Source organism: Pseudomonas sp. B6002 (genome assembly GCF_013385985.1).
Lineage (GTDB): Bacteria > Pseudomonadota > Gammaproteobacteria > Pseudomonadales > Pseudomonadaceae > Aquipseudomonas.
Window position 1 is genome coordinate 240,851 of sequence record NZ_JACAOY010000004.1, and the last position, 13,696, is coordinate 254,546.

The 13,696-nt window shown below is 60.0% G+C and carries 12 protein-coding genes; 5 read left to right on the forward strand and 7 right to left on the reverse strand.

The window, feature by feature from the left end; translation table 11 throughout:
* Window positions 1–7: 7 nt before the first annotated feature.
* A complete protein-coding gene (locus tag HX792_RS04635) occupies window positions 8–1,189 on the reverse strand; it encodes an amino acid ABC transporter permease (protein ID WP_176994988.1) in 1,182 nt (393 codons plus the stop codon).
* Window positions 1,190–1,261: 72 nt separating this feature from the next.
* Entirely contained in the window at window positions 1,262–2,293 is a 1,032-nt protein-coding gene (locus HX792_RS04640; RefSeq protein WP_176994989.1) for an amino acid ABC transporter substrate-binding protein, read from the reverse strand.
* 346 nt (window positions 2,294–2,639) lie between these two features.
* Between HX792_RS04640 and HX792_RS04645 the strand changes: the two genes are divergently transcribed.
* The 3 genes from HX792_RS04645 to HX792_RS04655 all read left to right on the forward strand — a co-directional run bounded on the left by HX792_RS04645 (window position 2,640) and on the right by HX792_RS04655 (window position 6,160).
* Window positions 2,640–3,296, forward strand: a complete 657-nt coding sequence (locus HX792_RS04645; RefSeq protein WP_176994990.1) for an alpha/beta hydrolase — start codon at window positions 2,640–2,642, stop codon at window positions 3,294–3,296.
* A 96-nt stretch (window positions 3,297–3,392) separates the two neighbouring features.
* Entirely contained in the window at window positions 3,393–4,856 is a 1,464-nt protein-coding gene (gene rhlB, locus HX792_RS04650) for an ATP-dependent RNA helicase RhlB (RefSeq protein WP_176995250.1), read from the forward strand.
* A 164-nt stretch (window positions 4,857–5,020) separates the two neighbouring features.
* Complete coding sequence (locus HX792_RS04655; protein WP_176994991.1) at window positions 5,021–6,160, forward strand: FAD-binding oxidoreductase; 1,140 nt, start codon at window positions 5,021–5,023, stop codon at window positions 6,158–6,160.
* A 135-nt stretch (window positions 6,161–6,295) separates the two neighbouring features.
* Here the strand turns inward: HX792_RS04655 and moaE are convergent, their stop codons facing one another.
* From moaE to HX792_RS04680, 5 genes are all read right to left on the reverse strand, one after another.
* Window positions 6,296–6,745, reverse strand: a complete 450-nt coding sequence (gene moaE, locus HX792_RS04660; RefSeq protein WP_176994992.1) for a molybdopterin synthase catalytic subunit MoaE — start codon at window positions 6,743–6,745, stop codon at window positions 6,296–6,298.
* 2 nt (window positions 6,746–6,747) lie between these two features.
* Window positions 6,748–6,990, reverse strand: coding sequence for a molybdopterin converting factor subunit 1 (moaD, locus tag HX792_RS04665; RefSeq protein ID WP_176994993.1), 243 nt, complete (start codon window positions 6,988–6,990; stop codon window positions 6,748–6,750).
* On the reverse strand, window positions 6,987–7,460 hold the full coding sequence (moaC, locus tag HX792_RS04670; protein WP_176994994.1) for a cyclic pyranopterin monophosphate synthase MoaC: 474 nt from the start codon (window positions 7,458–7,460) through the stop codon (window positions 6,987–6,989). Before moaC ends, moaD begins: the two co-directional genes overlap by 4 nt.
* A 161-nt stretch (window positions 7,461–7,621) precedes the next feature.
* Window positions 7,622–9,016: a PhoH family protein gene (locus HX792_RS04675; protein ID WP_003188745.1), complete on the reverse strand. Its 1,395-nt coding sequence runs from the start codon at window positions 9,014–9,016 to the stop codon at window positions 7,622–7,624.
* 348 nt (window positions 9,017–9,364) lie between these two features.
* Entirely contained in the window at window positions 9,365–10,489 is a 1,125-nt protein-coding gene (locus HX792_RS04680; protein WP_176994995.1) for a polysaccharide deacetylase family protein, read from the reverse strand.
* A 221-nt stretch (window positions 10,490–10,710) separates the two neighbouring features.
* Between HX792_RS04680 and yaaA the strand changes: the two genes are divergently transcribed.
* The gene (yaaA, locus tag HX792_RS04685) at window positions 10,711–11,490 is read left to right on the forward strand and encodes a peroxide stress protein YaaA (protein ID WP_176994996.1); all 780 of its coding nucleotides are present in this window, start codon (window positions 10,711–10,713) and stop codon (window positions 11,488–11,490) included.
* A gap of 874 nt (window positions 11,491–12,364) precedes the next feature.
* Entirely contained in the window at window positions 12,365–13,681 is a 1,317-nt protein-coding gene (locus tag HX792_RS04690; RefSeq protein ID WP_176994997.1) for a nucleotide sugar dehydrogenase, read from the forward strand.
* The last annotated feature ends 15 nt before the right edge of the window (window positions 13,682–13,696 follow it).

The window sequence follows — 13,696 nt, forward strand, 5'->3', positions numbered from 1 at the left end:
TGTTTCCTCACCGCTCGATCAGCGCAATGCGCTTGTTGTACCAGTTCATCAGCAGGGAAATGCTGATGCTGATCGCCAGGTACACGCTCATGGTGATGGCAATGACTTCAATGGCCTGGCCGGTCTGGTTGAGTACCGTGCCGGCAAACAGCGAAACCATTTCCGGGTAACCGATACCGGCGGCCAGCGACGAGTTCTTCGCCAGGTTGAGGTATTGGCTGGTCAGCGGCGGAATGATCACCCGCAGGGCCTGCGGGATGATGACCTTGCGCAGCGTCGGCCCAGGGCGCAGGCCCAGGGAACGTGCAGCTTCGGTCTGGCCGTGGCTGACGGACTTGATGCCCGAACGCACGATCTCGGCGATGAACGCGGCCGTGTAGACGGTGAGCGCCAGGGTCAGTGCCAGCAGTTCGGGGATCAGTACCCAGCCACCGACAAAGTTGAACCCTTGCAGCTTCGGCATTTCCCAGTGCAGGGGGGCGCCGAAGATCAGGGCGCACAACGCCGGGATCACGATGAGCAGCGCCAGGCCCGCCCAAAACTTATGGAACGGCACGCCGGTGGCTTCAAAGCGCTTGTTGGCCCAGCGGGCCATGAACACGATGGCCACGATGGCGACCACGATGCTCGCCACGAACGGCCAGAAACCCTCAGCGGCCAGTGCTGCCGGCATGTTCAAGCCACGGCTGCTGACAAAGAAGGTATCGCCGAAGTTGTGGCTGTTACGCGGCCCCGGCATGGTCAGGAACACCGCGAAATACCAGAACAGGATTTGCAGTAGCGGCGGGATGTTGCGGAACACTTCCACATACACCGTCGCCAGCTTGTTGATCATCCAGTTCGGCGACAGGCGCGCGACGCCGACGATGAACCCGAGGATCGTCGCCAGCACCACGCCGATCACGGTCACCAGCAGGGTGTTGAGCAAACCGATGACGAACACGCGGGCGTAGCTGTCCGATTCGGTGTAGTCGATCAGGTGCTGCGCGATGCCGAAGCCGGCACTGCGCTCAAGAAAGTCGAAACCCGAGGTAATGCCCCGGTGTTGCAGGTTGGTCTGGGTGTTGTTGAAGAGGTACCAGCCCAGCGAGACCACCGCCACAATCGTGATGATCTGGAAGAGCCACGCACGCACTTTGGGATCGCTGAAGCTGAGCTTCTGCTTTGGTGCGCCGATTTGATTTTGCATGAAGTGCCCCGGAAAGAATGGAACAGAACATCACCCGGCGGTTGGCCCACCGGGTGACAGAACCATCAGCGATCAGCGCACAGGTGGTGCGTATTGAATGCCGCCGTTGTTCCACAGCGCGTTCAGGCCACGGTCGATTTCCAGCGGGGTGCTCTTGCCGAGGTTTTTCTCGAAGACTTCGCCGTAGTTACCGACTTGCTTGACGATCTGTACAACCCAATCCTTTTTCAGTTTCAGGTCTTTGCCGTATTCGCCGTCAGCACCGAGCAGACGTGCAACGTCCGGGTTCTTGGTGGACTTGGCTTCAGCTTCAACGTTCTTCGAGGTGATGCCGGCTTCTTCAGCGTTGAGCATGGCGTAGCCAACCCAGCGCACGATGGCCAGCCACTCGTCGTCGCCGTTACGCACGACTGGGCCCAGTGGTTCTTTGGAAATGGTTTCCGGCAGAACCGAGTAGTCCTTCGGCGAAGCCAGCTTGCTGCGCTGTGCGAACAGCTGCGACTTGTCGGAGGTCAGCACGTCGCAACGACCGGATTCCAGCGACTTGGCGCTTTCATCGGAGGTGTCAAAGGTGATCGGGGTGTATTTGAGGTTGTTGGCGCGGAAGTAGTCGGAAACGTTCAGCTCAGTGGTGGTACCGGCCTGGATGCAGATGGTTGCACCGTCCAGTTCCTTGGCACTTTTCACGCCCAGCTTGTTGTTTACCAGGAAGCCAACACCGTCGTAGTAGGTGATGAAGCCTGGGAATTTCAGGCCCATGCCGGCATCGCGGGAGCTGGTCATGGTGGTGTTACGCGACAGGATGTCGACTTCGCCGGACTGAAGCGCGGTGAAACGCTCCTTGGCATTCAACTGGCTGAATTTGACCTTGGTAGCGTCGCCGAAAACGGCAGCGGCTACAGCGCGGCATACGTCAGCGTCGATCCCCAGGATCTTGCCGCCGGCATCCGGTACCGAGAAACCCGGCAGGCCGTCACTCACGCCACATTGCACAAAGCCTTTCTTCTGCACGGCGTCCAGGGTGGCGCCGGCTTGGGCGAAACCACTAACACCCAGCACGGCCGCCGCACACACGATGGCCAGGGTGGATTTCAATACCTTCATTCAAACCTCCAGTTTTGCTCTTGTTGTGTCGGAGCTCGAACCCCAGCGCACCCTTATGAGGCGATATCGACCTGTGTTGGCTTTTTTTAGGTCGAGCGGCATGAGGCTTTCGCAATAATTCCAGTTGCTATCCCACAAGCGGCAGTCACTGATAGTGTTACCGTCCTGGGTTAGTTCTGACATCGACCTACACATAGCAAGGCCCGTACCAGAGTGCTGGCTGAGTCGTTTCAGCCCATGGTCAATAGAAAAAGATTCAACCGTGCGACATTCTCTTAACAGATCAACCCGTCGCGCACCGTTCCGACGCACTCAATCGGAGCGCGCGCACATATATGGAGCAGACATGACCGAACCCTTGATTCTTCAGCCCGCCAAGCCCGCAGACGCCTGCGTAATCTGGTTGCATGGCCTGGGTGCCGATCGCTACGACTTCCTGCCGGTGGCCGAAGCCCTGCAGGAAAGCTTGCTGACTACCCGCTTCGTTTTGCCCCAGGCGCCGACCCGCCCGGTGACCATCAACGGCGGTTACGAGATGCCGAGCTGGTACGACATCAAGGCCATGAGCCCGGCCCGCTCCATCAGCCTGGAAGAGCTGGAAGTGTCGGCAAAAACCGTCACGGATTTGATCGAAGCGCAGAAGAGAACCGGAATAGACGCTTCGCGAATTTTCCTCGCCGGTTTTTCCCAGGGTGGCGCCGTGGTTTTCCACACCGCATTCTTGAATTGGGAAGGCCCGCTGGGTGGCGTGATCGCCCTCTCCACCTATGCGCCTACCTTCGGTGACGAGCTGGAACTGTCCGCCAGCCAGCAACGCATTCCCACCCTGTGCCTGCATGGCCAATACGACGACGTGGTCCAGAACGCCATGGGTCGCAGCGCCTACGAGCATTTGAAGAGCCGTGGTGTCACCGTGACATGGCAGGAATACCCAATGGGCCACGAAGTGTTACCCGAAGAGATACGCGATATAGGTGCCTGGTTGACCGCTCGCCTGGGCTGAAAACCACACATTATGTAGCCACATGACAGACGCACTACGCCGCGCCCGATTCTTGCATTACACTGGCCGGCGTACATTCCTTAACCAATTAATGAGATCACCGTGCTCGAAGCACTCAAGAAGATGTTCGGCAAAAGCGAGGCCGAGCCGCTCGCGCCTGTTCCCACTGCCCCTGCCCCCACTGCTGGCAGCCGCAATGACGGTAAACAGCCCGACCGGACTGCACCTGTCGCTCAGCCTGAAACGCCTACGGTGACACCGCCTGAGCAGGCAAAACCGGCTGAAGCCGCGCCGCCAGCGCCTAAGCCACGCCGCGAACGTGCGCCCAAACCACCGGTCAAGCCGTGGAAACTCGAAGACTTCGTCGTCGAACCCCAGGAAGGCAAGACCCGCTTCCATGATTTCAAACTCGCCCCGGAACTGATGCACGCCATCCAGGACCTGGGCTTCCCGTATTGCACGCCGATCCAGGCGCAGGTGCTGGGCTTCACCCTCGCCGGCAAAGACGCCATCGGCCGCGCCCAGACCGGCACCGGCAAGACCGCCGCGTTCCTGATCTCGATCATCACCCAGCTGCTGCAGACGCCGCCGCCGAAAGAGCGCTACATGGGTGAACCCCGCGCGCTGATCATCGCCCCGACCCGGGAGCTGGTGGTGCAGATCGCCAAGGACGCCGCCGACCTGACCAAGTACACCGGCCTCAACGTCATGACGTTCGTGGGCGGCATGGACTTCGACAAGCAGCTCAAGCACCTCGAAGCGCGCCATTGCGACATCCTGGTCGCCACCCCGGGCCGCCTGCTCGACTTCAACCAGCGCGGCGACGTGCACCTGGACATGGTCGAAGTGATGGTGCTGGACGAAGCCGACCGCATGCTCGACATGGGCTTTATCCCGCAAGTGCGCCAGATCATTCGCCAGACCCCGCCGAAATCCGAGCGCCAGACCCTGCTGTTCTCCGCCACCTTCACCGATGACGTGATGAACCTGGCCAAGCAATGGACCACTGACCCGTCCATCGTCGAGATCGAAGCGGAAAACGTGGCCAGCGAAAACGTCGAGCAACACATCTACGCCGTGGCCGGCGCCGACAAATACAAGCTGCTCTACAACCTGGTCAACGACAACGGTTGGGAGCGCGTGATGGTGTTTGCCAACCGCAAGGACGAAGTGCGCCGCATCGAAGAGCGCCTGGTGCGCGACGGCGTCAACGCAGCGCAGCTGTCCGGCGACGTGCCCCAGCACAAGCGCATCAAGACGCTGGAGGGCTTCCGCGAAGGCAAGATCCGCGTGCTGGTGGCCACCGATGTGGCCGGCCGCGGCATTCACATCGACGGTATCAGCCACGTGATCAACTTCACCCTGCCGGAAGTGCCGGACGACTACGTACACCGCATCGGCCGTACCGGTCGTGCCGGGGCGGCGGGTGTGTCGATCAGTTTTGCCGGGGAAGATGACTCGTACCAGTTGCCGTCGATCGAGGCGTTGCTGGGTCGCAAGATCAGCTGCGAAACGCCGCCGACGCACCTGTTGCGGGCCGTAGAGCGCAAACGCCCTTAAAGGCTGGAATGCACTCGACCTGTAGGAGCTGGCTTGTGTGGGAGCTGGCTTGCCTTCGATGAGGGCCCCAAGATCGCCGCTGGCCTTGGGGTAGCTATCGCCGGCAAGCCGGCTCCTACAGTGGATCGGGTTCCTGCTTAGAAATGAGGATTCCAGGAGGAACCATGAACCACGCCGACTACCTCATCATCGGCGGCGGCATTGCCGGTGCCTCGGCCGGCTACTGGCTGTCGCAACAGGCCCGCGTCATCGTGCTGGAGCGCGAGTCCATGCCGGGCTACCACTCCACCGGCCGCTCTGCCGCGCTCTACATCGCCGCCTACGGCACACCGCAGGTACGCGCCCTGACCCTGGGCAGCCGCGCCTTCTTCGACCACCCACCTACCGGTTTTACCGAGCATCCCTTGCTGACACCCCGTGGCGAAATCATCGTCGACCTGGTGGGTGACGCCGAGGAGCTGCAGCGCCACTACCAGAGCGCCAAGGCTTTGGTGCCCGCTACCCGTTTGCTGGACGCCGATGACGCCTTGGAGATGATGCCGATCCTGCGCCCGGAAAAAGTACACGGCGCGATCTACGACCCGACCGTCTGCGATATCGACACCGACGCGCTGTACCAAGGCTACTTGCGCGGTATTCGGCGCAATGGGGGCGAGATCCACACCGACAGCGAAGTACAACAGCTGCACCGCGACAACCACGGCCACTGGCAGGTACACACGGCGCACCACGTGTTCACCGCGCCGGTGGTGATCAACGCCGCCGGCGCCTGGGCCGACCAGATCGGCGCCTTGGCCGGTGCACCCCCGATCGGCCTGCAACCCAAGCGCCGCAGCGCGTTTATCTTCGCCCCGCCCGAGGATGTGAATACCAACGCCTGGCCCGAGCTGGCGGCGTTGGACGGCTCGTTCTACATGAAGCCGGATGCCGGCATGTTTCTGGGCTCACCCGCCAACGCCGACCCGGTAGAACCCCACGACGTGCAGCCCGAAGAACTGGACATTGCCATGGGCATCTACCACATCGAAGAAGCCACCACCCTGACCATCCGCCGCCCGACCCGCACATGGGCAGGGCTGCGCAGTTTTGTCAGTGACGGCGACCTGGTGTGCGGGTTTGATTCACACGTGGAAGGGTTGTTCTGGGTGGCCGCCCAAGGCGGTTACGGCATCCAGACCTCCCCGGCCATGGGGCAGGCCAGCGCGGCGCTGGTGCGAGGGGAGCCGTTGCCCGACTCACTGACCGGGCTTGGGTTGACCGAGGCGATGCTGTCGCCAGCAAGGCTGAATTGCCCTGCTCTTTAACCCGCAGCAGATCAAATGTGGGAGCTGGCTTGCCTGCGATGCGGGCACTGCGGTGCTTCATTCATATCGCGGTGATGCTATCGCAGGCAAGACAGCTCCCACACAAGCCCACATTGACGGCCCCATCCCCAGGAATTATTTCCAGCGGTCTGCGGCGGTGTGATCGCTGCTGCGCCCTTCAACCCAGCGCGGGCCTGCGCTGGTGTTTTCTTTTTTCCAGAACGGCGCCCGGGTCTTGAGGTAATCCATCACAAATGCACAAGCATCAAACGCCGCCTGCCGATGGGCACTGGCGGCGGCGACGAAGACGATAGGCTCGCCCGGCTCCAGGCTGCCGATGCGGTGCAACACTTCCAGCTTGAGCAACGGCCAACGCTGTTCGGCTTCCACGGCGATCTTGGCCAGGGCTTTTTCGGTCATGCCGGGGTAATGCTCGAGGAACATCCCCGCCACATCGAAGCCGTCGTTGAAGTCGCGTACATAGCCGACAAAGCTCACCACCGCGCCGACGCCGACATTGGCCGCGTGCATCGCGTTGACTTCGGCACCGGGATCGAACGCCTGGGCCTGCACACGAATGGCCATGGTCAGCCTCCGGTCACGGGCGGGAAGAACGCCACTTCATCGCCGGCTTGCACGGGCTCATCGAGGCCGCACAATTCTTCGTTGCGCGCGCACATCAGGCTGGCTTCGTTGAGCACCGCAAACTCAGGGTCGCTGGCCAGGGCCTGCCGTACGGCATCGACGGTGGCAAAGTCGCCCTCCATCTCCAGCGAGTCAAACCCCACCGCCTCGGCGTAGCGTGCGAAAAACAATACGTTGATGCTCATGCCTGGTCCGCCTTGAAGTGCCCGCTTTTACCGCCAAGCTTTTCCAGCAGACGGATATTTTCGATGGTCATGCCGCGGTCTACCGCTTTGCACATGTCATAAATGGTCAGTGCGGCGACGCTGGCGGCCGTGAGGGCCTCCATCTCCACGCCGGTCTGGCCGGAGAGTTTGCAGCGTGCCAGGATGTGCACCGCGTCCACGCCGTCGGCGCTGAGTTCCACCTTGACGCCAGTCAGCATCAACGGGTGGCACAGGGGGATCAGGTCGCTGGTTTTTTTCGCTGCCTGGATCCCGGCGATGCGGGCCACGGCAAACACGTCGCCCTTGGGGTGGGCGCCGTCGACGATCATTTTCAGGGTCTCGGGCAACATGCGCACCCGCGCTTCGGCCACCGCTTCACGGAACGTCACGGCTTTGTCGGTGACGTCGACCATGTGGGCGCGACCTTGGGAATCGAGATGAGTCAGCACAGGGATACTCCTGATCAGGAGCAGCGATTGTAAACCTAACGCATAACAAATGTGGGAGCTGGCTTGCCTGCGATGCAGGCACCGCGGTGTATCAGCTACACCGCGGTGATGCTATCGCAGGCAAGCCAGCTCCCACAAAAAGCCCGGCCCCTATGGGTCGGTTAGAGGTGAGATTCGGCGTATTCAGCCAGGATCGAGCGTGGAACCCCTTGCAGCGCAATGTGCACGCCGTTCGGGAAGTCTTTGAAGCGTTCCGTCAGGTAGGTCAGCCCGGAGCTCGTCGCGGACAGGTAAGGGGTGTCGATCTGTGCCAGGTTGCCCAGGCACACCACTTTGGAACCGGCGCCGGCACGGGTGATGATGGTTTTCATCTGGTGCGGCGTGAGGTTCTGGCATTCATCGATCAAAATCAGGCTTTGCTGGAAGCTGCGACCTCGGATGTAGTTGAGGGATTTGAACTGCAACGGCACTTTGCTGAGGATGTAGTCGACGCTGCCATGGGTGTTTTCGTCATCCATGTGCAAGGCTTCGAGGTTGTCGGTGATCGCCCCCAGCCACGGCTCCATTTTTTCCGCCTCGGTGCCGGGCAGGAAACCGATTTCCTGGTCCAGGCCCTGCACGCTACGGGTGGCGATGATGCGGCGATAGCGCTTGGTCACCATGGTCTGCTCGATGGCGGCAGCCAGGGCAAGAATGGTTTTACCGGAACCGGCCGCACCGGTCAGGTTGACCAGGTGGATGTCCGGATCGAGCAGCGCGTACAGCGCCAGGCTCTGGTAGATATCACGCGGTTTCAGGCCCCAGGCTTCCTGGTGCAACAGGGGTTCCTGATGCAGGTCAAGGATCAGCAGCTTGTCGACCTGGATCTCTTTGATCCAGCCCACGAAGCCCTGCTCGTCGACGATGAATTCATTGATGTGCACGGCCGGCAGGTTGTCGATCAGCTGAACCTGGTGCCAGGTGCGGCCATGGTCCTGACGGGTTTCGACCTTGCTGACGCGGTCCCAGAACGAGCCGGTCATCATGTGATAACCCCGGGAGAGCATCGACACGTCGTCGACCAGTTGGTCGGTGCTGTAGTCCTCGGCAGCGATCCCACACGCTCGTGCCTTGAGGCGCATATTGATGTCTTTGGTCACCAGCACCACGCGCAGGTCCTTGTCGCGAGCGTGCAGGTCGATCAATTGGTTGATGATTTTGTTGTCGTTCAGGTTTTCCGGCAGCAGGCTGTTGGGCTCGCTGCGCTTGCTCATCAGAATCGACAACAAGCCCTTGGGCCCGCCTTTGCCTCGCTGGATCGGCACACCGACTTCAACGTCTTCGGGCGATGCTTCGCCCAAGGTCTTGTCGATCAGGCGAATGGCCTGGCGGCATTCGGCGGCCACGCTGTGGTGCCCGCTTTTGAGTTTGTCGAGCTCCTCAAGCACGATCATCGGGATGGCGACGTGGTGTTCTTCGAAGTTAAGCAGCGCGTTTGGATCGTGGATCAGTACGTTGGTATCAAGCACATAAAGGATTGGCTGGTCGGAAGAAGGGTTACGTCCATGATCATCCATACTCGGTCACCTTTGTGGGAGCCAGTCGACGCAATACCTGGGCGGTGCTGCGCCTCGATTCGACCACCGACTGCACCTGAAGTGACGTCAAGCGCAGTGCCCACATGAGGAGTCTTGGAAGACGCCACCTGTGCTGCAGGTTTCGGCGATCTGACTTCGTAATACCGCAAAAGCCATGACAGGAAAAAGCACTTTGACGCTTTTTTGAAGTTTATTTTTCAGGATGACGAATAGCACTAGCCGAGTGCCAGCGACCCCGTTAAAGTCGGAAGTCCGCCTGCATCGAAACGCCCTCTAAAATCGCCCCAAAAACGCCTCATCCCCAACAGGGCCGGGCACTTCGTCTTTTCAGCGAAACGCCTCCCGACAGTCCTGCCAACCCAGCCCGCTTTGCGCCGTTGCCTGCATCAATAAAGGCAATGCCACCCGCGCCTTGTCCTGTGTGTCGTGGAACACAATCACCCCTTTGCGCCACAGCAGCATCAACGTCAGCACGCGCTGCGCCGACTCGTCGGGCTTGAGCTTGCCCGGGTCATCCTGGGAGTCGATGTCCCACAACGCCACTTGCAGCCCCTGGGACTGGAAAAACCCCTGGCTGTCCGCCCGGCGCTGACCGTAGGGCGGGCGAAACAGCGGTACGTAGTTCTCCGGCATCAGGTTTTGCACCAGCGACGCCGTGCGGGTGATCGAACTTTGCCAGTCGACCCAATGGCTGTGGGAACGGTACTGCCAGCCCTGAATACCCACGCACTGGCCTTGGTACAAGGCCTGCACATCAGCGGCAGAGCTGCTCTCCACACGGGTCTGCAGGCTGCTGCCGAGGGCAAAGAACGTCGCGTTCATCTTCTGTTTGCGCAAGTAATCGGTGAGCCAGTCGGTGTTGCCACTGACTGGCGCCGGGCCGCCGTCGAACGTCAGCAAGAACAAGCGGTCGTTGAGCTCATCGCCATTGCGCTCATGGTCACCAAAACGCGCGACTTCGCTGCTGATCTGCGGGAACAGCGCGGCCTTGCGCAGCAACTCATCGAGGTAGCGTTCGTGGAAATTATGGCTCGGGCCGGCCCAGCCTATATAGAAAGAGTTTTCGCTGACCTGGAACTTGCCAGCCTGCTCGCGCAGGTCGTCCATGTTCTCGACCAGGTAACAAAACGAGGCGTCCTCCTCGCAGCTCTGTTGGGCGAAGGTGTAGTTCTCCAACAAACGTTGCCACAGCTGGCGGCGCAGGTCGTCGATGGACGCCAGGTTGATGATCTTCAAGCCCAGGCGCTGCTTGAGCGCGGTTTCGTCCTGGCTTTCGCTGGCCAGCAGGCTGTGGGCGAACATCAGGATTTCGGCGCGTGAGGCCACATCGAACAGCGCGGGGCTGCTGAGCTTTTCAGGCCAGGTGCCACGGTCCAGGCTGGACACGTCCACAGGTGCGGCCTGGGCGCCCAGGCAAAACAGGCAGGCGGACAATAAAAGCGCAATTCGCACAAAGGGTCTCCCTTTCCAGAGTCGTCGGCCACTATAGCCGATCCACCACGCCCCCTGTAGGAGCCGGCTTGCCGGCGATGAGGCCCTGGAGACTTGAAGTGATCTTGCGGACGCCATCGCCGGCAAGCCGGCTCCTACAGTTTCGATCTCTATCGTTGCCATAGGTGGAGTCGAACGCCTCAACCCCCTAGAATCCCCCCACGATTTAAGGAGACGACTTCATGCTGACGGTGATTTCACCCGCCAAGACCCTCGATTTCGAGACCGCGCCTGCGACCCAGCGCTTTACCCAGCCGCAATTTCTGGACCACTCCCAGGAACTGATCGAGCAGCTGCGCACGCTGAGCCCGGCGCAGATCAGCGAGTTGATGCACGTGTCCGACAAGATCGGTGGCCTCAACGCCGCCCGCTTCGGCAGTTGGACCCCGGCGTTCACCCCCGCCAACGCCAAGCAGGCGCTGCTGGCGTTCAAGGGCGACGTGTACACCGGCCTCAACGCCGAAACCTTCAGCGACGCCGATTTCACCTACGCCCAGGACCACCTGCGCATGCTCTCGGGCCTGTACGGCCTGCTGCGCCCCCTGGACCTGATGATGCCGTACCGCCTGGAAATGGGCACCAAGCTGCCCAACGCCCGTGGCAAGGACCTGTACGCCTTCTGGGGCACCCGTATCAGCGAGTGGCTGAACGAAGCCCTGGCCGAGCAAGGCGATGACGTGCTGCTGAACCTGGCGTCCAACGAGTACTTCTCGGCGATCAAGCGCACGGCCCTGAACGCGCGGATCATCAACACCGAGTTCAAGGACCTGAAGAACGGCCAGTACAAGATCATCAGCTTCTACGCCAAGAAGGCCCGGGGCATGATGAGCCGCTTCGTGATCGAAGAACGCATCAACGACCCGGCCAGGCTCATGGAGTTTGACGTGCAGGGCTATCGCTTCAATGCCGAGCAGTCCAAGCCCGACAACCTGGTGTTCCTGCGCGATCACGCACCGGAATAAAGCCCTCGAAAGCACAGATGTTCGAATGTGGGAGCTGGCTTGCCTGCGATAGCGTCGGTGAATTCAACACCGCCATCGCAGGCAAGCCAGCTCCCACATTTCTTGACCGCATTTCGCCCACCGAACCGTCATCATTTTGGCGTCAAAAAATATCTTGACGCATTCCTAACGAATCTTTCACTCGACAATTCTCATTTTTTTTCGTAGTGGCACCACTTTTTTTAAACAGTAGTGGCACAAAACTATCTCCCCGCACCAACTCCCCACAACTACTGGCCCAAATAGCAAGTGCTATCACTATAGTACTAGTGCCATCTTTCCTAATATTTCAAGAAATTTCCGGAAACAGGATGAGCGGCCTGGAACTTCGCCAAAACGCACGGCTCATACCACCGGTAACGAAATTCTCTGTTTCTGTAGGAGATGACTTACATAGCGACCCAAGGAAGTAGCAAAGTTGCCCCATCAACTTTGACTCACGGGTCATATCATCAACTGAATTGAGTTGAGGGCGGCGATAAGGACTGGTTGCTATCCCCTATAGGCCAAGGCAGCGCTTACCTAAATGTGTCGGTGGTGACACCCAGGTGATTGATAATTAAGGGCTTTAAGCCTCTATCAAGCCCCTGCGGCACCGGCGTCGGGCCCTTCTCCAAGGTAGCCCGGCTGCATTTCAGGGCAAGCCCCAATAACAAGGCCAAGTTGCGCACAACTTGAGTGCAATAGTTAGTCACTCGCTATTTAACATGCCTGTACGCGGTAAGTCGGCGTCTATTCGTCTAACTTCCGCGGCAACAGTGACGCTTGCAAACATGAACTCCGGCCATCTAATTGGCATGATTAAAATCGTCTTCAATGACAAGAGGTAAATGCGATGCGCATCAGCATATTTGGTTTGGGTTACGTTGGCGCAGTGTGTGCCGGTTGCCTGTCTGCCCGTGGCCACGAAGTGGTGGGCGTAGACATCTCCAAGGAAAAGATCGACCTGATCAATGCGGGCAAATCGCCAATCGTTGAACCGGGTCTGGGTGAACTGTTGAGCCAGGGGATCGAAACCGGTCGACTGCGCGGTACCACCAACTTCGCCGACGCCATCCGTGACACTGACCTGTCGATGATCTGTGTCGGTACGCCGAGCAAGAAAAACGGTGACCTGGAACTCGACTACATCGAAGCCGTGTGCCGCGAGATCGGTTTTGTCCTGCGTGACAAAACCACCCGCCACACGGTGGTCGTGCGCAGCACCGTGCTGCCAGGCACCGTGGCCAACGTGGTGATCCCGATCCTCGAAGACTGCTCGGGCAAAAAAGCCGGTGTCGACTTCGGCGTCGCGGTCAACCCGGAATTCCTGCGTGAGTCCACCGCCATTGCCGACTACGACTTGCCACCGATGACCGTGATCGGCGAGTTCGACAAAGCCTCCGGCGATGTCCTGCAGTCGCTCTACGAAGAACTCGATGCACCGATCATCCGCAAGGACATCGCCGTTGCCGAAATGATCAAGTACACCTGCAACGTGTGGCACGCCACCAAGGTGACCTTCGCCAACGAGATCGGCAACATCGCCAAGGCCGTCGGCGTCGATGGCCGTGAAGTGATGGAAGTGGTGTGCCAGGACAAGACCCTCAACCTGTCCCAGTACTACATGCGCCCAGGCTTCGCTTTCGGCGGTTCGTGCCTGCCCAAAGACGTGCGCGCCCTCACCTACCGTGCCGGCTCTCTGGACGTGGAAGCGCCGCTGCTCAACTCGCTGATGCGCAGCAACGAGTCCCAGGTACAGAACGCCTTCGACATCGTTTCCAGCCACGACAAACGCAAAGTCGCCCTGCTGGGCCTGAGCTTCAAGGCCGGCACCGACGACCTGCGTGAAAGCCCGCTGGTTGACCTGGCCGAAATGCTGATCGGCAAGGGCTACGACCTGAGCATCTACGACAGCAACGTCGAATACGCCCGTGTCCACGGCGCGAACAAGGACTACATCGAGGGCAAGATCCCGCACGTGTCGTCCCTGCTCAACTCGGACTTCGATGATGTGATCAATAACTCCGACGTGATCATCCTCGGCAACCGCGACGAGAAATTCCGCGCCCTGGCGCAGAACGCTCCGCACGGCAAGCAAGTGATCGACCTGGTGGGCTTCATGTCCAAGGCCACCTGTGCGACCGGTCGTACCGAAGGCATTTGCTGGTAACAGCAACGGCAAGTT

Coding starts and splice junctions, on each gene's coding strand:
- HX792_RS04635 (WP_176994988.1), bottom strand. CDS start 1,189: ATGCAAAATCAAATCGGCGCACCAAAGCAGAAGCTCAGCTTCAGCGAT.
- HX792_RS04640 (WP_176994989.1), bottom strand. CDS start 2,293: ATGAAGGTATTGAAATCCACCCTGGCCATCGTGTGTGCGGCGGCCGTG.
- HX792_RS04645 (WP_176994990.1), top strand. CDS start 2,640: ATGACCGAACCCTTGATTCTTCAGCCCGCCAAGCCCGCAGACGCCTGC.
- HX792_RS04655 (WP_176994991.1), top strand. CDS start 5,021: ATGAACCACGCCGACTACCTCATCATCGGCGGCGGCATTGCCGGTGCC.
- moaE (WP_176994992.1), bottom strand. CDS start 6,745: ATGGCCATTCGTGTGCAGGCCCAGGCGTTCGATCCCGGTGCCGAAGTC.
- moaD (WP_176994993.1), bottom strand. CDS start 6,990: ATGAGCATCAACGTATTGTTTTTCGCACGCTACGCCGAGGCGGTGGGG.
- HX792_RS04675 (WP_003188745.1), bottom strand. CDS start 9,016: ATGGATGATCATGGACGTAACCCTTCTTCCGACCAGCCAATCCTTTAT.
- yaaA (WP_176994996.1), top strand. CDS start 10,711: ATGCTGACGGTGATTTCACCCGCCAAGACCCTCGATTTCGAGACCGCG.
- HX792_RS04690 (WP_176994997.1), top strand. CDS start 12,365: ATGCGCATCAGCATATTTGGTTTGGGTTACGTTGGCGCAGTGTGTGCC.